Below are 20,803 nucleotides of genomic sequence, written 5' to 3' on the forward strand. Positions count from 1 at the left end.
CACGCGCCCGGGCCGCGGCAGCGGCGGCCCGGGCGCGGGAGCCGGGGGGCGGGGGCGGGGCCGGTCAGGCGTCGATGACGACGGGGATGATCAGGGGCTTGCGGCGGTAGGTGCGGAAGGCCCAGGAGGCCACGGCGCGGGTGATGAGCTGTTCGAGCTGGTGCGCGTCCCCCACCCCTTCCTCGGCCGCGGAGGCCAGGGTCTTCTCGATCACCGGGACGGCCGAGGCGAAGGTCGCCTCGTCGTGGACGAAACCGCGGGCCAGGAAGTCCGGGGCCTCGGCCAGCGCCCCGGTGTCGGCGTCGACGATGGCGATGACCGTCACCACCCCCTCGGCGGCGAGGGTGAGCCGGTCCTTCAGGGAGGCCTCGGTGGCGCCGCCGACCTCCATGCCGTCGACGTAGACGTTGCCCGCGGGCACCTTGCCGGTGATGGCGGCGCGTCCGTCGACGAGGTCGACGACGACGCCGTCCTCGGCGATGACGACCCGGTCGGGGTCGACGCCGGTGCGGACGGCGAGGTCGGCGTTGGCCTTGAGGTGCTTGAACTCGCCGTGCACCGGCATGACGTTGCGGGGTTTGACGATGTTGTAGCAGTAGACGAGCTCGCCGGCGCTGGCGTGGCCGGAGACGTGGACCTTGGCGTTGCCCTTGTGGACGACGTTCGCGCCCCACCGGGTCAGCCCGTTGATCACCCGGTAGATGGCGCTCTCGTTGCCGGGGATGAGGGAGCTGGCCATCAGGACCGTGTCGCCCTTGCCGATGCGGATCATGTGGTCGCGGTTGGCCATGCGGGACAGCGCCGCCATCGGTTCCCCCTGCGACCCGGTGCACACCAGCGTGACCTGGTGGTCGGGCAGCTTCTCCACGTCCTTCATGCCGACCACCAGGCCGGACGGGACCTTCAGATAGCCCAGCTCACGGGCGATGCCCATGTTGCGGACCATGGAGCGGCCCACGAAGGCGACCTTGCGGCCGTAGCTGTGGGCCGCGTCCAGCACCTGCTGGATGCGGTGCACATGGCTGGCGAAGCTGGAGACGATGACCCTCCGGGGCGCGGTGCGCATCACCTGCTCGATCGCGGGGCTCAGATCGACCTCGGAGGTGGTGAAGCCGGGCACCTCGGCGTTGGTGGAGTCGGTGAGGAACAGGTCGACGCCCTCCTCGCCGAGCCGGGCGAAGGCGCGCAGGTCGGTGATGCGGCCGTCCAGCGGGAACTGGTCCATCTTGAAGTCGCCGGTGTGCAGCACCAGGCCGGCACCGGTGCGGACGGCGACGGCGAGGCTGTCCGGGATGGAGTGGTTGACCGCGACGAACTCGCAGTCGAAGGGGCCCAGCCCGCGCCGGTCGCCCTCCTTCACCCGCACCGCGCGCGGCTTGATGCCGTGCTCCTTGAGCTTGGCCTCCAGGAACGCCAGCGTCAGCCTGGATCCGACCACGGGGATGTCCGCCCGCTCGCGCAGCAGGTAGGGCACGCCTCCGATGTGGTCCTCGTGGCCGTGGGTGAGCACCACGGCCACCACGTCCTCCAGGCGGTCGCGGATGGAGGTGAAGTCCGGCAGGATCACGTCCACGCCGGGCTGGGTCTCCTCGGGAAACAGGACGCCGCAGTCGACGATCAGCAGCTTGCCGCCGTGTTCGAAGACGGTCATGTTGCGGCCGATCTCGCCGAGGCCGCCCAGCGGGGTGACGCGCAGGCCCCCCTCGGGCAGGGGCGGAGGCGGACCGAGTTCGGGATGCGGGTGGCTCATACTCTGACGCTACCGGAGAGTTGTGGGAGTGATCCATCGGCCTCCCGCCGGCCGGTCCGCGCCGTGCGGCCGAGGCGGTCGCCGGGCCGCGGAAGTCCCGCCGTGGCGGAGCGCGAGGGTAGCGCGGCGGTGGAGCGCGGTGGCACGCCGCTGCCGGTCAGTCCCGGGCTCCCAGTCTGCGGCGGAGGGTGGCGGCGAAGTCCTCGGCGGCCATGAGCTGGGCGCGCAGCGTCTCGCAGCGCGCCTCGGCCACCTTGCGGTAGGTGTCCAGGCGTTCGCGCAGCCGCTCGCGCTCGGGGCCGGGCGGGGGCTGGTCGGAGGCGAGCCGGTCGGTGATGGACAGCAGGTCCCGCATCTCCTCCAGGGAGAAGTCCAGCGGCTTCATCCGGCGGATGACCATCAGGCGGTCGACGTCGGAGGCGGTGTAGAGCCGGAAGCCGCCCTTGGTGCGGGCGGAGGGGACGACGAGGCCGACCTCCTCGTAGTGCCGGATGGTGCGCAGCGACAGGCCCGTCCGCTCGGCCACCTCGCCGATCTGCATCCGCTGCTCGTCCGTCACTGCCCATTCCCCTCTGATGCCCGAACATTTTTCGGGTTCGTAAACCCCAACCCTACCGCGTGAGGAGGATCACAAGATCCCGCACAGGTTTCACCTGCGATTCAAAGGATCAGAGGTCGCGGTCATCCCTCACGTCAGGGTAGAGTTCGTTGCCGGGCGGAACACCGCCCTCCCCAGCCCTGTCGGGCCATGATGCCCGACCGGCGGCCCCCTGCGGCCCGCCGATCCCCGGTCGCACCCCCGTCACCGACGACGGCCGCGGCGCGACCGGACTCCCCCGCTCCCGACACGGAGCCGCGCACGCTGCGCGCGCACGCCCCGCCGCCCGCGCGCCCGACACGGAAACGGATGCATGTCCGCTGACACCTCCGCAGCCTGGCGGCTGCGTCCCTCCCGCCCCGACTGGCTCGCCTCGGCGAAGGTCTTCCGCACCGAGGTCCTGGCCGGCCTGGTCGTCGCCCTGGCGCTGATCCCCGAGGCGATCTCGTTCTCCATCATCGCCGGGGTGGACCCGGCCGTCGGCCTGTTCGCCTCCTTCACCATGGCCGTGGTCATCTCGGTCGTCGGGGGCCGCAAGGCGATGATCTCGGCCGCCACCGGCGCCATCGCCCTGGTCATCGCCCCCCTCAACCAGGAGTACGGCCTGGGCTACCTGGTCGCCGCCGTCATCCTGGGCGGCCTGATGCAGATGGCCCTCGGCGCGCTCGGGGTGGCCAAGCTGATGCGGTTCGTGCCGCGCTCGGTGATGGTCGGCTTCGTCAACGCCCTCGCCATCCTGATCTTCATGGCGCAGGTGCCGGAGATCACCGACGTGCCCTGGGCGGTCTACCCGCTGGTGGCCGGCGGCCTGGCCCTGATGGTGCTCTTCCCCAGGGTCACCACGGTGGTGCCCGCCCCGCTGGTGTCCATCGTCATCCTGACCGTCGTCACCATCGCCGCCGGCATCGCGGTGCCCACCGTCGGCGACAAGGGCGACCTGCCCTCCTCCCTGCCCGCCCCCGGTCTGCCCGACGTGCCCCTCACCCTCGACACCCTCGCCACCGTCGCCCCCTACGCCCTCGCGCTGGCGCTGGTGGGCCTGATGGAGTCGCTGATGACGGCCAAGCTGGTCGACGACATCACCGACACCCGCTCCAACAAGACCCGCGAGTCCATCGGCCAGGGCGTCGCCAACGTCGTCACCGGCCTCTTCGGGGGCATGGGCGGCTGCGCGATGATCGGCCAGACCATGATCAACGTGAAGACCTCCGGCGCCCGCACCCGCCTGTCGACCTTCCTCGCCGGCGTCTTCCTCCTCATCCTGGTCGTCACCCTCGGCCCCGTGGTCTCCACCATCCCGATGGCCGCCCTGGTCGCGGTGATGATCCTGGTCTCCTTCGCCACCTTCGACTGGCACTCCATCCGGCCGAAGACGCTCAAGCGGATGCCCATCGGCGAGACCGCCGTGATGGCCGTCACCGTCGCCGTGGTCGTCGCCACCCACAACCTCGCCATCGGCGTCATCGTCGGCGTCGTCACCGCCACGGTGATCTTCGCCAAGCGGGTCGCCCACCTGGCCGAGGTCTCCGGCGTGGTGGACCCCGACGGCACCAGCGTCGTCTACGCGGTCACCGGCGAGCTGTTCTTCGCCTCCTCCAACGACCTGGTCCACCAATTCGACTACGCCGGCGACCCCGACGACGTGGTCATCGACCTCTCCGACGCGCACATCTGGGACGCCTCCTCCGTCGCCGCCCTGGACGCGATCGAGACCAAGTACGCCGCCCGCGGCAAGAAGGTCACCATCGTCGGCCTGAACAGGCCCAGCGCCGCCATCCACGACCGGCTCGCCGGACAACTCGCCGACAGCCACTGATCCGCGGGGGACGCCTCCTCCCCGCACACGGACCCGCCGGCCGCCCGGGCCCCGCGCCAACCCGGGCGGCCGGCGGCGTTCACCGCGGCCGCCCGCCGCGCCGTCCGGGGAGCGCGCCCGGCGCTCCCGCGGCGCCGGTCACCGCGCTCCGGTGAAGTGGCGCATGAGACGCGCGGCGGTGACGCTGCCCAGCAGCGTCACGCGGCTGCTGCCGCGCTCGATGACGGCGACCAGCGGGCTGTGGGAGCGGGCCATCAGCGCGGCCACCTCCATGGGGCGGGCGTCGGGGCCGACCATGGGCGGCGGGAACACATGGGGCGGCAGCCATTCGGCGACGGTGAGGTTCCCGAGCCGCTCCGAGGCCTCGGCCATGTGCTGTTCGTCGACGACGGCCGCCAGTTGCGGGTCGTCCAGCACGTAGGAGGGCAGGATCTGCCGGATGAGCTGCGAGCCGGGCACGACGGCGTTGGGCAGGCCGTCGGCGTCGAGGACCAGAAGGGCCGGCAGCGACCGCTCGGCCAGCAGCCGGGCCGCCTCCACGGCGCTGTCGTCCGTGCTGACGAACGGGTAGGGCTCGGCGAGGTTCCGCGCACGCATGGCCGCCTCCTCACGGTCCGGCGCCGCCGTGCCCGGGGCCGGACTGCTGGTGGTCGTCGGGGATGTCGTCGGCGTCCGCGCCCCGCGTCCCCTGCCCGTACGGACGGCGTCGGCCGCCGTCGCGGCGTTCGAGCGGGATCCCGGCCGCTCCGGCGGAAGGCGGGGAACCGGCGGGGGGCTCCGACGCACGCGGCACCGGCCGGATCGGGGGACAGGCTCGCCGGTCGGAGGGGGAGAGGGAAGGGGGGAGCCGGCGCCGGCCGGGGCCACCGTCCGACGCTCCGGCCACGGTGGCAGTCCGGAGGAGGGGGAACGCTCGCGGCGAGTGGCATCCATGGGAAGGACCTCCGGGGTGTCGGCACACGGACGTACGGCCCCCTGCTGCCGCCGACCAGGCTTCCCGGCACACCCCGCGCCCACAGGGCGCGTTCCCTCCACCGTATCCGCCACCGCCCCGAATGCCGAAACCCGGCCGTCGGCCCAGGTGGCGCCTCCGGCACGCGGTCCGGCCCCGTCGGCGCCGGCTCGGTTCCGGCTCGGTTCCGGCGACGGCGGCACGCTCCACGACCCGCCCCTTGATTCGATATCCGCCTATGTTGACGGCTGTCGAATCAGGTGACATGCTGGCCGCGCAAGCCATCGACACATGTCGAATCAGAAGGAGCCGACCGTGCACGCGCCTGCCACCGCCGAACTGCCCGTCGCCGTGATCGGAGCCGGCCCCGTCGGCCTGGCCGCCGCCGCCCACCTGATCGGACGCGGCCTCGAACCGCTGGTCCTGGAGGCCGGGCCCTCGGCCGCCACCGCGGTGCGGCAGTGGTCGCACGTGCGGCTGTTCTCCACCTGGGGCGAGGTCGTCGACCCGGTCGCCGAGAAGCTGCTCGCCCCCACCGGCTGGAGCAGGCCCGACCCGGCCGCCTACCCCTCCGGAGGCGACTGGGCCGCCTCCTACCTCCAGCCGCTGGCCGACGTCCTGGGGGAGCGGGTGCGCTACGGCGCCACCGTCACCGGCGTCTCCCGGACGGGGCGCGACCGCGTGGTCGACGCCGACCGCGCCGCCCAGCCCTTCACCGTCCACCTCACCACCGCCGACGGCCGCGAGGAGCGCGTCCTGGCCCGCGCGGTGATCGACGCCTCCGGCACCTGGGCCACCCCGAGTCCGGCCGGCGGCGACGGCCTGCCCGCGCTGGGGGAGAGGGCGGCGGCCGACCGCGTCGCCTACCGCGTCCCCGACGTCAAGGACCCGGCCGTCCGCGCCCGCTACGCCGGGAAGCGCACCGCCGTCATCGGCTCCGGCGCCTCCGCCTTCACCGCGCTGGCCTGTCTGGCCGACCTCGCCCGGGCCGAGGACGGCGCCGGGACGAAGGCGGTGTGGGTCCTGCGCCGCGGCATCTCCGGCTCGACCTTCGGCGGCGGCAGCGCCGACCAGCTCCCCGCCCGCGGGGCGCTGGGTCTGGCGGCCAAGGCCGCCGTCGAGGACGGGTACGCGGAGGCGGTCACCGGGTTCCGCACCCAGGCCGTCGAGCGCGACGGCGACGGACGCCTGGTGCCGGCCGGAGAGGACGGACGGCGGCTGGAGCCGGTGGACGAGGTCATCGTGCTCACCGGCTTCCGCCCCGACCTGTCCTTCCTGTCCGAGGTCCGCCTGAACCTGGACGAGCGCCTCCAGGCGCCGGTGGAGCTCGCGCCGCTGATCGACCCCAACGTCCACTCCTGCGGCACCGTCTACCCCCACGGCCACCGCGAGCTGTCCCACCCCGAGACCGGGATCTACCTGGTGGGCATGAAGTCCTACGGCCGCGCCCCGACCTTCCTGGCGATGACCGGCTACGAGCAGGTCCGCTCCGTCGCCGCCGCCCTCGCCGGCGACCTGGAATCAGCCGACCGCGTGGAGCTGACCCTGCCCGAGACCGGGGTCTGCGGCGGCGCCGGACTCTTCGACGCCCCCGAGGCGGCCGAGGGCGGCGACCGGACCGGCGGAGGCTGCTGCGCCCCGGCCCCGCAGCTCGTCCGGCTCGGCGCCTCCGCCCCGGCCGCGACGCCGGCCGAGGCGGCCGACCGGGCCCCGGCGGGCGGCTGCTGCGGCGCGTGACCACCCCCGGACCCGCGGGGCCGCGACCGGATCGGGGGACCGGTCGCGGCCCCGCGCCGCCCTCCCCGCCCTGTGCCCGGCGCAGGCCGCCGGCCGGCGCGGCCTTCGTCCGTGCGACGCCGGACCTCAGGCGGTCGACTCCCGGTGAGGACTGCGCAGTTCCATGACGTGACCGGTGGCGGGGAAGGCCTCGTTCCCCGCCGATCGGCCCTCCCTGGTCTCGGCGATGACGAAGCCCTCGCGGAGGTAGAGGCCGAGAGCACGCTCGTCGCCCGCGAGCACCGTGGTCTCCACACGCGGACCGCCGTGTGCCGCGGCGTGGCGCAGCAGTGCGGTTCCGGCCCCCTCGCCGTAGCGGGCCGGGTCGACGTACAGCCAGGTGACCTCGTCGTCGGCGAGGGCGACGAAGCCGACGACGGCACCGCCGCCCTCGGCCACCCGGACCCGGCCGTCGAACAGCCCCTCGCCCTCGTAGGTCTCCGCAGGCGTCAGGAACGCCTCCACGCCGACCGAGTCGCGCAGCTCGTCCAGCCGTGCCGCGTCGTGGATCCGGGAGACGGCCTCCCAGTCGTCCGGCCGGTACGGGCGGATGCGCCACCGCGGTGCTCCGGTTCCCGCTTCGATGCCTGAGATCATGTACGGACCCCGGACGGTCCGCGCCCTCCGCGCAACGCGATGACCGGGCGCCGCGGCACCGGCGTTCCGAAGGGCCCGCCCGGGAAGTACGGGCAGACGCACCCCGCCTGACCCCACCCGGCGCCGTATCCGCGCTCCGCACCGCGCGCGGGGCGGGCACGGCCCCGCGCGCGAGGTCCCCGAGGTCTCCGGTGTCCCCGGTGCCGCGGCCGTCTCCGGTGCGAGCCGGTGAAGACGGGGCGAACGGTGCGCTTCGGGGTGAACGACCGCAATGCGCCGTGCCGTCATTAAAAATTTGTGTCGGTGCCATGACAGGCGGTCAACTCTCTTGCCTAACGCACGTAGTTGGATCACTCTGCTGTTCAGCCGGGAGTCGCAACGCGGGCTCCCGGCTGCGTACGCGATCCCGCGTACCCCCCCACAGTGCGCGCCCCATCCGGCGCGCTGCCAATGAGGAGGATCCCTCGTAATGGCAAGATCGCGTTCCCTCAAGAGCCGTATCGCCGTCACCGTCCCGGTGGCCGCCGCCGCGCTGCTCGGCACCCTCATCGCCCTGCCGGCGCAGGCCGCTCCCGCCGAAGGAAGGATTCTGCACGCAGGGTCCCCCACGGCCGTGAAGGGCAGCTACATCGTCACGCTCAAGAAGGACTCCGGCGTCAAGGCCACCTCCCGGGCGGGCAAGAGCCTCGTGGCCGAGTACGGCGGCCGGGTGAAGCAGACCTTCGGCACCGTGCTCAACGGCTACGCCGCCGAGCTGTCCGAGGCCGAGGCGAAGCGGCTCGCCGCCGACCCGGCGGTCGCCTCCGTGGAGCAGGACCAGAAGGTCCACCTGAACGCCACCCAGAGCAACGCGCCCTGGGGCCTGGACCGCATCGACCAGGCCGACACCCCGCTCAACGGCACCTACACCTACCCCGACTCCGCGGGCAGCGGTGTGACGATCTACGTCATCGACACGGGTGTGCGCGTCAGCCACAGCGACTTCGGCGGCCGGGCCGTGAACGGCTACGACGCCGTGGACGGCGACAACATCGCCCAGGACGGCAACGGCCACGGCACGCATGTCGCCTCCACCGCCGCGGGCACCACGTACGGCGTGGCGAAGAAGGCGAAGATCGTGGCGGTGCGCGTGCTGAACAACAGCGGCTCCGGCACCACCGCGGGTGTCATCGCCGGTGTCAACTGGGTCACCCAGAACGCCACCAAGCCCGCCGTCGCCAACATGTCGCTGGGCGGAGGCATCAGCACCTCGCTGGACAACGCGGTCGCCAACTCCATCGCCTCGGGGGTGACCTACGCGGTCGCGGCGGGCAACTCCTCCACCAACGCCTCCTCGTCCTCCCCGGCGCGCGTGCCCAGCGCGATCACCGTCGGCGCCACGACCAACACGGACGCCAAGGCCAGCTACTCCAACTACGGTTCGGTGCTGGACATCTTCGCCCCGGGTTCGTCCATCACGGCGGCCTGGCGGACCAGTGACACCGCCACCAGCACCATCTCCGGCACCTCGATGGCCGCCCCGCACGTCGCCGGAGCCGCCGCCGTCTACCTGGCCGGCCACCCCGGCGCCACACCGTCCGCGGTCTCGAACGCGCTGGTGAGCGGGGCCACCGCCAACACGCTGACCAGCATCGGCACCGGCTCCCCGAACCGGATGCTGCGGCTCGTCCCGTAGCACCGGCGGTACGGCACCACCACGGGGCCTCCCCGGCCCGCACGACCACGGCCGTCCCCTCCGGGCCCACCCCCGGAGGGGACGGCCTCGTCGTCCCCGCGCCGCCGCCCTCCGTCCCCTCCGCCGCCCTCCGCCCCCGGAGGCGGTCGACACCCGGGTCCACGACCAGTGCCCGAACGTACGGCAGTTCAGCACCGAGCTCTCCGGCGGCACGTGGATCGCCAACCGGCGCAACGAGGACACGGCCGACGCCGTCCGACACGGCCGCGACCGGAGCAGCGGCACCGTCACGTGGGGCCTCGCCCTCAACCAGGACGCGGGTCCGCGCAACGGCGGCAGCGGCGCCACCGGCACCCTCACGGGCCTGGCCGGCGAGTGCCCGGACGTGACCGACCGCTCCTCCGCCGACGGCACCCGCGTGCGGACATGGAGCCGTACCGGGACCGCCAACCGGAAGTGGACCCCGAACACGGCCCGACCCCCGGGGCGCCGCTCACCGGCGGGGGATGCCGCCGATGACGCCCGGGTCCTCCGGCGGGCCGAGCCGCCGCAGGACGCGGCGCAGGGAGCGGGCGCGGTCGCTCTCGGCGGGGAGTTCGCGCAGGCGGGAGCGGAGGCGGCGGACGAGGCCGGCGGGGACCGCGTCCGCGTCCGTCCCGCTCAGCAGGCGCTCGACGGTGTTGGCGCACCAGTAGGTGAGGAAGGGCAGTTCCTCACGGACCGCGGCGTCCACCAGCCGTTCCAGCTTCGCCGGGTCCGGGTCGGCGTACAGGCGGGCGAGGGCGGCCAGGCGCTCGCCGGGCTCGCCGGAGGCGAGCAGGGCGTCGACGTCGAAGCCGGGCACGCGCGGCACCACCTTCAGCATCTCGCCGAAGACCCGCTCCTGCCGCGCGGTGCGCAGCGGGCCGCTCGGCATCGACGCGCGCAGCTCCGCGTACTCGGCGACGAGGCGGTCGAGCGCCTCGACGGCCCGGGAGCCGTCGTCCCGCTCGTCCTCGTCCGGATCGGGGCTGTTGGCCACGGCGAGAGCCACGCGGGCGGTCGCCGCGGCTCCGTCCACCTGCTGGTCCAGGCGTGTCGCGCGTTCCTCCGCCGCCCCGATGCGCTCCTCGAGCCGCCGGTACTCCAGCCTCGCGCCGCCCGGCAGTTCGATGCTGTGGAACAGGTCGCCCAGCCACGGCACCGCGGCGATCACGAGCAGGGCGACCGTCGTGCTGTCGATCCTCAGGTCCGGCCACGCCAGGTGGACCAGCGCGAGCGCGGTGGCCACGACGGTGAGGGCCGCACCCGTCCAGCGCCTGCGCCGTAAGAGGCCGCGATCCGTGTCGTCTTCGCCGTTCCCCGTGGTCATGGCGTCCAGGATGGCAGGGCGTCCGCGCCGGTGTCAGGGCTCCCGGGCGCCGGCGCGGTCCGGCGGCGCCCGCTCGGGAGACCTGCCTGAGTGATCGGAACGAGGGGTGGTTAACATATGAGCACCGCCTAGCTCGAAAGATGAACTTGTGACTGCCACCGTGGACTCGTTCACCAACTGGAAGTACCGCGAGGAGATCGCGGAGTCGATGATCCCGATGATCGGGAAGCTGCACCGGGAGCGGGACGTCACGGTCCTGCTCCACAGCCGCTCCCTGGTGAACAAGTCGGTGGTCAGCATCCTCAAGACCCATCGATTCGCCCGGCAGATCGCCGGTGAGGAACTCTCGGTCACCGACACGCTGCCGTTCCTGCAGGCCCTCACCACGCTCGACCTCGGCCCCTCCCAGATCGACATCGGCATGCTCGCCGCGACGTACAGGGCCGACGACCGCGGCCTGTCGGTGGAGGAGTTCACCGCCGAGGCCGTCGCCGGTGCCACGGGCGCCGACAGGATCGAGCGCCGCGAGCCGCGCGACGTCGTCCTCTACGGGTTCGGCCGCATCGGCCGTCTCCTCGCCCGTCTGCTGATCGAGAAGGCCGGTTCCGGCAACGGTCTGCGGCTGCGCGCCATCGTCGTCCGCAGAGCGGCGGCCCAGGACGCCAAGGACATCGTCAAGCGCGCCTCGCTGCTGCGCCGCGACTCCATCCACGGCCAGTTCCAGGGCACGATCACCGTCGACGAGGCGAACGGCAGGATCATCGCCAACGGCAACGAGATCAAGGTGATCTACTCCGACGACCCGTCGTCGGTGGACTACACCGCGTACGGCATCAAGAACGCCATCCTCATCGACAACACCGGCAGGTGGCGCGACCGCGAGGGCCTGTCGAAGCACCTGCGCCCCGGCATCGACAAGGTCGTCCTGACCGCCCCGGGCAAGGGCGACGTCCCCAACATCGTCCACGGCGTCAACCACGAGACGATCAAGCCGGACGAGCGGATCCTGTCCTGCGCGTCCTGCACCACCAACGCGATCGTCCCGCCCCTGAAGGCGATGGACGACGAGTACGGCGTCCTGCGCGGCCACGTGGAGACCGTCCACTCGTTCACCAACGACCAGAACCTGCTGGACAACTACCACAAGTCCGACCGCCGCGGCCGTTCGGCGCCGCTCAACATGGTGATCACCGAGACGGGCGCCGCCTCCGCCGTGGCCAAGGCGCTGCCCGACCTCAAGGCGAGGATCACCGGCAGCTCCATCCGCGTCCCGGTGCCGGACGTGTCGATCGCGATCCTCAACCTGCAACTCGCGCGCGAGACCACCCGCGAGGAGGTGCTCGACTACCTCCGCAATGTGTCGCTGACCTCGCCGCTCAAGCGTCAGATCGACTTCATCAGCGCTCCCGACGCGGTCTCCAGCGACTTCATCGGCTCGCGCCACGCCTCGATCGTCGACGCCGGGGCCACCAAGGTCGAGGGTGACAACGCGATCCTCTACCTGTGGTACGACAACGAGTTCGGCTACTCCTGCCAGGTCACCCGTGTCGTTCAGTACGTCTCCGGAGTGGAGTACCCGACGTACCCGGCCCCGGCGGTCTGATCCCGGCGCCCCGCCCCGCTTCACTCAGCCCCGCCTCGCCTCGCCCCGCCCCGTCCGGCCCGGTGACCCGGCGGGCGGGGCGGCGGTGGTCCCGATCGGCGCCCGGTTGCCGTCCCGCCCCTCATCCGCCGGCCGCCGGCCGCGGCGGAGGACCTGCCTCCGGCCCGGTCGCGGTACGGGCGTGCCGAGGCGTCCCGCGACCGGGACGCCTCCCGCCCCCGTGTCCCCGCAGGCCGAGCCGCCGCGGGGGCACGGGGGCGGTGCGGCGGCGGTACGGAACGGCCCGGAAGCTGCGTGCCCGCGTGCCCGCGATCTCGCACCCGCCGCGGTCGCACAGGTGCGAGGCCGTCGGAGGCACCCTCCGGCCGCCGACCTCCAGCCGCCGCCCTCCGGCCATCCCGGAGAGAGTGCCCATGTGCGACGTCTTGACGGGGCCCGAACGACACGAGAAGCATGGGAGCGCTCCCAAAATCCATCAGAAACCCACGTCGGTTTCCGTCCACTTCCGGAGTCGCAGTGAGAAGAACGAGAGCACTGGCCGTCCTGTTAGCCGGGCTGGCCGCCCTCCTCGGCGTGGGCGGCCTGAGCCCGGCCGCGCACGCCGAGCCGGCCGGCGCGACGGCCGCGGGCCTCCACATCCGCGACGGCCGCCTGCTCGAGGCCAACGGCAACGACTTCGTCATGCGCGGCGTCAACCACGCCCACACCTGGTACCCGAACGAGACGCAGTCGCTCGCCGACATCAAGGAACTGGGCGCCAACACCGTTCGCGTCGTCCTCGCCAACGGCCACCGCTGGGCCGAGAACAGCCCGGAGGACGTGGCCCGCGTCATCGACCAGTGCAAGGCCAATCGGCTGATCTGCGTACTGGAGGTGCACGACACCACCGGTTACGGGGAGGAGCCGGCCGCCGCCTCGCTGGACCAGGCGGCCGACTACTGGATCGGCCTGCGGGACGTACTCGTCGGTGAAGAGGACTACGTCATCATCAACATCGGCAACGAGCCCTGGGGCAACACCGACCCCGCCGGCTGGACCCGGCCCACCATCGAGGCCGTCCAGAAGCTGCGCGGCGCCGGATTCGAGCACACGATCATGGTGGACGCGCCCAACTGGGGCCAGGACTGGCAAGGGGTCATGCGCGCCGACGCGCGGACGGTCTACGACGCCGACCCCACCGGCAACCTGATCTTCTCGATCCACATGTACAGCGTCTACGACACCGCCGAGAAGGTCTCCGACTACCTCAACGCCTTCGTCGACGCCGGACTGCCCATCCTCATCGGCGAGTTCGGCGGCCCCGCCGACCAGTGGGGCGACCCCAACGAGGACGCCATGATGGCCACCGCCGAGCGGCTCGACCTCGGTTACCTGGCCTGGTCCTGGAGCGGCAACACCGACCCGATCCTCGACCTGGCGATCGACTTCGACCCCGGCCGGCTCAGCGCCTGGGGCCAGCGCGTCTTCCACGGGGCCGACGGCATCGCGCAGACCTCCCGCGAGGCCACCGTCTTCGGCGGTGGCGGCCCCGGCGACACCGAGGCCCCCACCGCCCCCGGCACCCCCACCGCCTCCGAGGTGACCGCCGGTTCCGCGACCCTGAGCTGGACGGCCTCCACCGACAACGTGGGCGTCACCGGTTATGGCATCGTCCGGGTCGACGGCGGCGCCGAGACCCGGGTCGCCGGCTCGGAGACCAACCGGGTCACCCTCACGGGCCTGACCCCCGGCACCGTCCACACCTTCGCGGTCTACGCCGAGGACGCGGCCGGCAACCGTTCCGCCCGCTCGGGCACCGTCACCGTCACCACCACCGGCGGCACGACGGGCACCTGCTCCGTCGGCTACCGGGTCGTGGGGGACTGGAGGAGCGGCTTCCAGGGCGAGATCGTGATCCGCAACACCGGCACCGCCGCCATCAGGGACTGGACACTCGCGTTCACCCTCCCCGACGGCCAGGTCATCAGCACCATGTGGGGCGGTACGCCCGCGCAGGACGGGGGATCGGTGAGCGTGACCCCCGCGTCCTACACGAGCACCATCCCGGCGGGCGGCTCCGTCACCCTCGGCTTCCTCGCCGGCCGGGGCGGTACGAACACCGCGCCGACCGCGTTCACGCTCAGCGGCAGCGCCTGCGCCGTCGCCTGATCCGGTCCCTCCTCACCGGCGGGGCGCCCCGGCCCCCGCGGCCGGCCCGCCGGTGAGCGGACCTCCGGCGCCGCTCGGGCGCGTATGCCGGCACGGGCCCGGGAAGCCGGCGCCCCCGTCCTCGGGACGGGTCGCTGCTCCCGCGCCGGAAGCCGAAGCGGTACGGCCGCCCGGAACCCGGAAGTGCCCGGACCGCGACCGGACGGACGGCCCCGGAGCCGCCGGCGGAGGCGGTCCGCCAGGGGCGGTCCGCCAAGGCGCCGCGTTCCGCCGATTCCGCCGCCGGGCACCGCGTACAGTGCGTCACGAAGGGGCCGGGTCCGTCGTCGCACCGGTAACCCGGACGCCCCCGCCCGTCCCGGAGTCCGGACCGCGCAGCCCTCGCCGGGCACGGCCGCGCCCGGCGAGGGCGCGCAGCCGTCGCGGCGTCGAGGCCGGTCACCAGGTGGAGGCAGCAGTGGAGTCCCCGGACATGTCGCGCGGCGCGCGTCTTGCCGCACACGCCGCCGTCTCCACGGCCCTGGCCCTGCGCAGCGACCACGCCCTGCGCGAACTCGTGGACGCCGCCGTGCCGCTCGGTTCCGGTATCGGCGGCAAGTCGGCCCTGCTGGAGGTCGGCGGAACCCCGGTCTTCGTGAAGCGGGTGCCCCTCACCGACGTGGAGAGGCGACCCGAGCACGTCCGGTCCACGGCGAACCTGTTCGAGCTGCCCGTCTTCTGCCAGTACGGCATCGGCGCCATCGGCGGGCCGGGCTTCGGGGCCTGGAGGGAACTCGCCGCGCACATCATGACGACGAACTGGGTGCTCGCGGCGGAACACGAGGGCTTCCCCCTGACGTACCACTGGAGGGTGCTGCCCGACTCGACGCCCCTGCCCGAGGAACTGGCCGACGTCGAACGGGCCGTCGCCTACTGGGGCGGCGGAGCGCAGGTGCGCCGCCGGATCGAGGCCCTGCGGCAGTCCTCGGCGAGCGTCGCGCTGTTCCTGGAGTACATCCCGCAGAACCTCCACCAGTGGCTGAGCACTCGGATCGGAGCGGGCGGCGAGGCCGCCGACCGGGCCTGCGCCATGGTGGAGAGGGAACTGGAAGCCGGAATCTCGTTCATGAACGGCCGCGGGCTCCTGCACTTCGACGCCCACTTCGAGAACATCCTGACCGACGGCCGGCGCCTCTACTTCGCGGACTACGGACTCGCGATCTCCTCCCGGTTCGAGCTGTCGGGGGAGGAGGCCGACTTCGTCGACCGGCATCAGACCTATGACCGCTGCTACTCGGTCGCCTACCTGGTGAACTGGCTGGTCACCGCCCTGTACGGACACGGGCGGGACGACCGCGAGGCGCAGGTGCGCGCGTACGCCCGAGGCGAGCGCCCCACGGGGATCCCCGAGGCCGCCGCGGCCGTCATCGCCCGCCACGCGCCGCTCACCGCGGTGATGGCGGACTTCTTCCGCCGGTTCCGCCACGAGAGCAGGGAGACCCCGTACCCACTGGAGGAGATCCGCCGGATCGGCGCGGCGCACAGCCCGTCCACCGGCTGAGGGGCCACCGGGGGCCGTGACCTCAGCGGGTACCGGCCGCCCCGCACCGGCCCTCGGCGACCCCGGCAGGCAGGGCGGTGCCCCGTCCGCGCGCACCCGGTGCGGAACCCGCTCGGCGGCCCGGACGGCGCGACCACCCGTCCGGAGTGGAGCGGGCTCCGGAGCGGCGGCGCGAACCCGTGCCGGACGGCGATCGGACCGCCCCTGCCGCCGGACGCGGACGCGGACGTGTGGCCGGGAACGGGCGAGGCCCGGCATCCGAGACGGATGCCGGGCCTGCGGAGGTGCCGGGGTCACGCAGGGCGGATGTTCTCCGCCTGCGGGCCCTTCTGGCCCTGGGTGACGTCGAACTCGACCTTCTGGCCCTCGTGCAGCTCGCGGTACCCCTGGGCGGCGATGTTGGAGTAGTGGGCGAAGACGTCAGGTCCGCCGCCCTCCTGCTCGATGAAGCCGAAGCCCTTTTCGCTGTTGAACCACTTCACAGTGCCCTTGGCCATGATCTCTTCCTTCTCCTTCGCGGGAACCGGACCCGCCTTACGGGCCCGGGAGGTGATCGCCCTGGTCCGGAGGAGAGCTGAACAGCAAGAACGCCCGTGATCGTGACCACGGGCGAACGAAACTTCGGAACCACGACTGCTGATGACGACGCTACACCGCACGATCGGCAACCGCCACCGACACGGCCGATCGTGTTCCGGCGGATCTTCCGACGGGGTGCGCCCGGCGGAGCCGGCCGGGCCGGACCGTGCACGGGCGCCGGCGCGGTACCGGCGGGTCCGACCGGACCCGCCGGGGCGCGGGACACGGGACCGGGGCCGTCCCGGTCCCCTCGCGCCCGGGGACGGCACCGTGCGTCACCGCCCGGTGGCCGGGGCGGCGCAGGAACGGTCGGCGGTTCCCGGCGGAGTGCCGCGGAGGGTGCCCCGTCCGCCGGTCCGCACCCCCGACGGGACGCGACGGCGGGGGACGGGACGGCGCGCCCTTCGGTGGCCGCGCGGACCGCCGTGAACGGTCCGTCACGGGACGCGTCCTCGGGCGGGTAGCCGGTGGCGCCCGCCTCGCCCCCGCCGTCGGCGGGCATGCGCGGGTCCGTGGGGACGACGTCCGGATCGAGACGCAGGGCGAGTCCGACCCCTTCGAGCCCGCCTCCGGCCTCCCGGGGACGGCGAAGCCGGGACCGGAGGCGAACATGCCGCGCGGACCGTCCCGTACGACGGGATGGCCGTCGACGATCAGCACTCGACGGCGGCCGTGCCCGCGACGCGTCCGGCGCGGACGCGTACCCCGTCGAGGCCGAGGCCGAGACCGCCGGTGCCGCTGCGGCGCGCCACGGAGCGGGGCGAAGCCGCGCCCGTCGTTCGGGGGCGCGCCGGCGGACCGGCACCTCCGGGACGGCACCGGCCCGGTCGGCGGTGCCGCCCCCGGAGCCCCCACCGCACGGCATCCGTGCTCCGAGGCGTGGCAGCTCCCCGCCGGCCGTGGAGGCTCCGGCGGGATCAGCCGACCGGGGCCGCCGGCTCCCTGCCGCTCTCCGGAGCACCGTCCGCGGGCCGGTGTTCCGGGCCGCCCGCGGCCCGGCCGGCGGGGCCGCCGGTCTCCTCGGCGAGCCGCTCCATGCCGCTGGTGGTCTTCAGCGGCTTCTCCTTGAGGAACACCACGGCGATCAGGGCGAGCAGGGCGAAGGGCGTCGCGACGAGGAAGAGGTCCGCGGTGGCGACCCCGTACGCGTGCTCCACGATCGCCCGTACCGGCCCCGGCAGGGTGGCCACGTCCGGGACGCCGCCCTCCCCGCCGCCGGGGGCCCGGCCCGTCCCGGCGGGGATGCCCGCCTCCTCCAGGCCCCGGGCCATCTCGGTCGCGACGCGGTTGGCCAGGATCGCACCGAGCACGCTGGTGCCGATCGTGCCGCCCATGCTGCGGAAGAAGGACAGCACGGAGGTGGCGGCGCCCAGTTCGGCGGCGGGGACGTCGTTCTGCGCGGCCAGCACCAGGTTCTGCATCAGCATCCCGACGCCGACGCCGAGGACCGCCATGTAGAGGCTGAGCAGGCCGAAGCCCGTGCCGGAGTCGATGGTGGAGAGCAGCCCCAGCCCGGCGGTCATGACGACCGCGCCCGCGACCAGGTACCTCTTCCACCTGCCGGTCGCGCTGATGACCTGTCCGGCGACCGTGGACGAGACCAGCAGGCCCAGGATCATCGGCAGGCTCATCAGGCCGGCGACCGTCGGGGACTTGCCCAGGGAGATCTGGAAGTACTGCGAGAGGAAGACCGTGCCGCCGAACATGGCGACACCGACCAGCAGGCTGGCGACGGTGGTCAGCGTCACGGTGCGGTTGCGGAAGATCTCCAGCGGAACGACCGGCTCGGCGGCCCGCGACTCGACGAAGACCGCGGCGGCCAGCAGTGCCACGCCGCCGCCGGTCAGGGCGGCGGTCTGCCAGGAGGCCCAGTCGAAACGGTTCCCGGCCAGCGAGGTCCAGATGAGCAGCGCGCAGACGCCCGCGACGATCAGGAAGGCGCCCAGGAAGTCGATCCTCGCCTCGCGGCGGACGGTGGGCAGCCGCAGGGTGCGCTGCAGCAGCACGATCGCCAGCAGCGCGAACGGCACGCCGATGAAGAAGCACCAGCGCCAGCCGAGCCACGAGGTGTCCACCAGGACGCCCCCGATCAGCGGTCCGGCCACGGTGCCCACGGCGAAGACGGCGCCGAAGACGCCTGCGTACCTGCCCAGTCTGCGGGGCGGGATGACGGCGGCCATGACGATCTGGGCCAGGGCGGTCAGACCGCCCGCGCCGATGCCCTGGACCACCCGGCTGAAGATCAGCAGCTCGACGCCCTGGGAGAACCCGGCGAGCAGTGAGCCGACCACGAACAGGCCGAGGGAGAGCTGGAGCAGCAGCTTCTTGTCGTAGAGGTCGGACAGCTTGCCCCACAGCGGCACGGTCGCCGTCATGGCCAGCAGTTCGGAGGTGACGACCCAGGTGTAGGAGGACTGGCTGGCTCCCAGGTCGGTGATGATCCGGGGCAGCGCGTTGGCCACCACGGTGCCCGCCAGGATGGCGACGAACATGCCGGCCATCAGTCCGGACATCGCCTGGAGTATCTGCCGGTCGGTCATGGAGGTGGGCGGCGCCTGTTCAGACGCCTGTGATGCGGTCACTACGTCCCTCTCGGGGTTCTGGGGGCTCGGTGGGCGGCCCACGCACGCGCCGGTGCCGAACGCACGGCGGTGCGGACGGGGCACGCGGGAGTACCGCCCGGCCGGGCGGGTGGATCGGAAGCCGGGTCAGCGCCGTTCGGGCTCCTCGGGCTCCTCGGGCGGCGCGGGCAGTCCGGCGGCGAGGTGCTCGAAGACCTGCCGGAAGACGTCGGTGAAGGCGAGCCTGTCCTGCCGGGGGCACCAGTACTCGACGGCGACCCTCACGGCGGCGCCGCCGACGGCGGCCAGCAGCCGCGGGTACAGTCCCGGTTCGGCCCTCCGCCGCTCGTCCCCGGAGGCGCACGGCGCCCGGTCCGCGGCGGACGGGGAACACGGACGCGAGCCGGAACCCGTGCGCTCGGCGAGCGCCTCGGCCAGGCCGAGTTCGTCGGCCAGGTGGGCGGCGAGGCTGCGCGCGAGCAGGTGCGGTGACGCGCTCAGCACTCTGGCGTGGAGGCTCCACACCTCGTGCCTCTGCTCGATCTCCGCCAGCTCCGCCGCCAGGGCGTCGCGCAGCGCCTCCAGCGGGGAGACCCCGGCCGGTGCCTCGAGCACACCGCGCCGGACCCGCGCGCCCGACTCCGCGTCGGCCATGACGAAGGCGTCGTCGCGGGAGTCGAAGTAGTTGAAGAACGTCCGCGGGGAGACACCGGCGGCCTCGCTGATGGCCTCCACGGTGACGTTCTCCGCCCCGTGCTCCGCCGCGAGCCGTACCGCCGCCTCCCTGAGGGCCGCGCGGGTGGCCTGCTTCTTGCGCTCCCGCAGTCCGCTCGTCGCGGTTCCCTTCTCCGGCATGCGTTGCATGGTATGCAAAAATGCACACTCTGCAAAATCTTTTCCCCGCCTGCGCTCGGGCCGCCACCGGGACGCGGGACCCGTTGGGGGTGTGAGGTGTCTCCGGCAGGGGGCGGAGGCAGGGACGGGCCCCGGTGAGCGCGACGCCGCCGGATGCCGTTCCGTACGGGACGGCATCCGGCGGCGTCTTCGTGCGGGGCGCCTGGCGGGGTCAGCGGCTGTCGTGACCGATCAGGGAACGGACCAGGCGGCAGGTCGCGTCGGAGGGCGGGCGGACGCCGATCCGCTCGGCCGTGGCGCGTATCCTCCGGCCGGAGGCCTGCTCCGGGCGGTGGACGCCGGCGTCGAGCAGGGCGATGGCCAGGCGCATGGCCTTCAGGCGGCGGTTGTGGGAGACGTACCACTCACGGGGCCGGCCGGCCGGGAGCGGCTTCTTCGGCAGGGTGGTCAAGGTGGGCAGCGGGGTGGTCGCGGGTGTCGTCAGGGCCTTCGAACGGTGCTCGGCGGCGAGCGCGGCAGCGGCCATCGGCATCCTCCTGAGGTCGTCGTCCGACCGTCTCGAACTCCCTTCATTCTACCGAGGGGCACTGACAAAGCCGCAGGTCACAGGGGAGTTGAGGATTCCGTATAGGGGTCGGCGGCCCACGCGGGGGCCGGTGGGACAGACCTCCGCCACCGGTGGGCGGGGGTGGGGCGACACCCTCGCGCACGCGAGCGCGGACCGCCCGGCCGCGCGAGGCCGGGCGGCGCCACCCCGCCGCCGGTCCCCGCGCCGTCCGGTGCCGGACACGGCGCCGTGCGCGGTGCCGGACGGCCTCGGCGTCGACAGCGCCCGGCGCGGCTGCCCCTGAGCCGCCGGCGCCTCGGCGTTCCGCGGCAGCGTCCCGTGCCGCGGGACGGCAGGCCGGCCCGTCCGGGTGAACCGGATGGGCCGACCGGTGCCGCCGCCGTCCGCCGGGCGCCGCGGGTGTCCGCCGGATGCCGGGATGCCTCGTGTGAGCG

The 20,803-nt window shown here is 73.4% G+C and carries 15 protein-coding genes; 6 read left to right on the top strand and 9 right to left on the bottom strand.

Annotated elements, in window-relative coordinates; translation table 11 throughout:
• Positions 1–64 precede the first annotated feature (64 nt).
• The gene (locus QC029_RS00755; protein WP_279553284.1) at positions 65–1,750 is read right to left on the bottom strand and encodes a ribonuclease J; all 1,686 of its coding nucleotides are present in this window, start codon (positions 1,748–1,750) and stop codon (positions 65–67) included.
• A gap of 157 nt (positions 1,751–1,907) precedes the next feature.
• Positions 1,908–2,291, bottom strand: a complete 384-nt coding sequence (locus QC029_RS00760; RefSeq protein ID WP_279553351.1) for a MerR family transcriptional regulator — start codon at positions 2,289–2,291, stop codon at positions 1,908–1,910.
• Between the two features lie 370 nt (positions 2,292–2,661).
• Between QC029_RS00760 and QC029_RS00765 the strand changes: the two genes are divergently transcribed.
• A complete protein-coding gene (locus tag QC029_RS00765; RefSeq protein WP_279553285.1) occupies positions 2,662–4,164 on the top strand; it encodes a SulP family inorganic anion transporter in 1,503 nt (500 codons plus the stop codon).
• 138 nt (positions 4,165–4,302) lie between these two features.
• Here QC029_RS00765 and QC029_RS00770 read toward each other — a convergent pair whose 3' ends face one another.
• Positions 4,303–4,761, bottom strand: a complete 459-nt coding sequence (locus QC029_RS00770; RefSeq protein ID WP_279553286.1) for a CBS domain-containing protein — start codon at positions 4,759–4,761, stop codon at positions 4,303–4,305.
• A gap of 670 nt (positions 4,762–5,431) precedes the next feature.
• Here QC029_RS00770 and QC029_RS00775 point away from each other — a divergent pair.
• Positions 5,432–6,853: an NAD(P)-binding domain-containing protein gene (locus tag QC029_RS00775; RefSeq protein WP_279553287.1), complete on the top strand. Its 1,422-nt coding sequence runs from the start codon at positions 5,432–5,434 to the stop codon at positions 6,851–6,853.
• 126 nt (positions 6,854–6,979) lie between these two features.
• Here the strand turns inward: QC029_RS00775 and QC029_RS00780 are convergent, their stop codons facing one another.
• Positions 6,980–7,489: a GNAT family N-acetyltransferase gene (locus QC029_RS00780; RefSeq protein ID WP_279553288.1), complete on the bottom strand. Its 510-nt coding sequence runs from the start codon at positions 7,487–7,489 to the stop codon at positions 6,980–6,982.
• A gap of 469 nt (positions 7,490–7,958) precedes the next feature.
• Here QC029_RS00780 and QC029_RS00785 point away from each other — a divergent pair, with 469 nt between their 5' ends.
• Complete coding sequence (locus QC029_RS00785; protein ID WP_279553289.1) at positions 7,959–9,164, top strand: S8 family peptidase; 1,206 nt, start codon at positions 7,959–7,961, stop codon at positions 9,162–9,164.
• Between the two features lie 493 nt (positions 9,165–9,657).
• Here the strand turns inward: QC029_RS00785 and QC029_RS00790 are convergent, their stop codons facing one another.
• A complete protein-coding gene (locus tag QC029_RS00790; protein ID WP_279553290.1) occupies positions 9,658–10,515 on the bottom strand; it encodes a hypothetical protein in 858 nt (285 codons plus the stop codon).
• 148 nt (positions 10,516–10,663) lie between these two features.
• Here QC029_RS00790 and QC029_RS00795 point away from each other — a divergent pair, with 148 nt between their 5' ends.
• The 3 genes from QC029_RS00795 to QC029_RS00805 all read left to right on the top strand — a co-directional run bounded on the left by QC029_RS00795 (position 10,664) and on the right by QC029_RS00805 (position 15,806).
• Positions 10,664–12,118, top strand: coding sequence for a glyceraldehyde-3-phosphate dehydrogenase (locus QC029_RS00795; RefSeq protein ID WP_279553291.1), 1,455 nt, complete (start codon positions 10,664–10,666; stop codon positions 12,116–12,118).
• Between the two features lie 516 nt (positions 12,119–12,634).
• Positions 12,635–14,266, top strand: a complete 1,632-nt coding sequence (locus QC029_RS00800) for a cellulase family glycosylhydrolase (RefSeq protein WP_279553292.1) — start codon at positions 12,635–12,637, stop codon at positions 14,264–14,266.
• Positions 14,267–14,738: 472 nt separating this feature from the next.
• Positions 14,739–15,806, top strand: a complete 1,068-nt coding sequence (locus QC029_RS00805) for a protein kinase family protein (RefSeq protein ID WP_279553352.1) — start codon at positions 14,739–14,741, stop codon at positions 15,804–15,806.
• 293 nt (positions 15,807–16,099) lie between these two features.
• On the opposite strand, the gene QC029_RS00810 is transcribed toward QC029_RS00805, so the two are convergent.
• The 4 genes from QC029_RS00810 to QC029_RS00825 form a co-directional block, all read right to left on the bottom strand.
• Positions 16,100–16,303 (bottom strand): cold-shock protein, encoded by a 204-nt coding sequence (locus QC029_RS00810; protein ID WP_093658049.1) that lies wholly within the window; start codon positions 16,301–16,303, stop codon positions 16,100–16,102.
• Between the two features lie 999 nt (positions 16,304–17,302).
• Positions 17,303–18,925: an MDR family MFS transporter gene (locus tag QC029_RS00815; protein WP_279553293.1), complete on the bottom strand. Its 1,623-nt coding sequence runs from the start codon at positions 18,923–18,925 to the stop codon at positions 17,303–17,305.
• A 168-nt stretch (positions 18,926–19,093) separates the two neighbouring features.
• The gene (locus QC029_RS00820) at positions 19,094–19,810 is read right to left on the bottom strand and encodes a TetR family transcriptional regulator (protein ID WP_279553294.1); all 717 of its coding nucleotides are present in this window, start codon (positions 19,808–19,810) and stop codon (positions 19,094–19,096) included.
• 202 nt (positions 19,811–20,012) lie between these two features.
• Positions 20,013–20,327, bottom strand: coding sequence for a hypothetical protein (locus tag QC029_RS00825; RefSeq protein ID WP_279553295.1), 315 nt, complete (start codon positions 20,325–20,327; stop codon positions 20,013–20,015).
• Positions 20,328–20,803: the final 476 nt, after the last annotated feature.

This window comes from Streptomyces sp. DH37, assembly GCF_029813835.1.
Lineage (GTDB): Bacteria > Actinomycetota > Actinomycetes > Streptomycetales > Streptomycetaceae > Streptomyces.

Bases quoted from the DNA above. Each gene is read 5' to 3' on its own strand.
- QC029_RS00790 (WP_279553290.1), bottom strand. From the start codon at position 10,515: ATGACCACGGGGAACGGCGAAGACGACACGGATCGCGGCCTCTTACGG.
- QC029_RS00770 (WP_279553286.1), bottom strand. From the start codon at position 4,761: ATGCGTGCGCGGAACCTCGCCGAGCCCTACCCGTTCGTCAGCACGGAC.
- QC029_RS00765 (WP_279553285.1), top strand. From the start codon at position 2,662: ATGTCCGCTGACACCTCCGCAGCCTGGCGGCTGCGTCCCTCCCGCCCC.
- QC029_RS00820 (WP_279553294.1), bottom strand. From the start codon at position 19,810: ATGCAACGCATGCCGGAGAAGGGAACCGCGACGAGCGGACTGCGGGAG.
- QC029_RS00785 (WP_279553289.1), top strand. From the start codon at position 7,959: ATGGCAAGATCGCGTTCCCTCAAGAGCCGTATCGCCGTCACCGTCCCG.
- QC029_RS00815 (WP_279553293.1), bottom strand. From the start codon at position 18,925: ATGACCGACCGGCAGATACTCCAGGCGATGTCCGGACTGATGGCCGGC.
- QC029_RS00805 (WP_279553352.1), top strand. From the start codon at position 14,739: ATGTCGCGCGGCGCGCGTCTTGCCGCACACGCCGCCGTCTCCACGGCC.
- QC029_RS00780 (WP_279553288.1), bottom strand. From the start codon at position 7,489: ATGATCTCAGGCATCGAAGCGGGAACCGGAGCACCGCGGTGGCGCATC.
- QC029_RS00760 (WP_279553351.1), bottom strand. From the start codon at position 2,291: ATGCAGATCGGCGAGGTGGCCGAGCGGACGGGCCTGTCGCTGCGCACC.
- QC029_RS00825 (WP_279553295.1), bottom strand. From the start codon at position 20,327: ATGGCCGCTGCCGCGCTCGCCGCCGAGCACCGTTCGAAGGCCCTGACG.
- QC029_RS00810 (WP_093658049.1), bottom strand. From the start codon at position 16,303: ATGGCCAAGGGCACTGTGAAGTGGTTCAACAGCGAAAAGGGCTTCGGC.
- QC029_RS00755 (WP_279553284.1), bottom strand. From the start codon at position 1,750: ATGAGCCACCCGCATCCCGAACTCGGTCCGCCTCCGCCCCTGCCCGAG.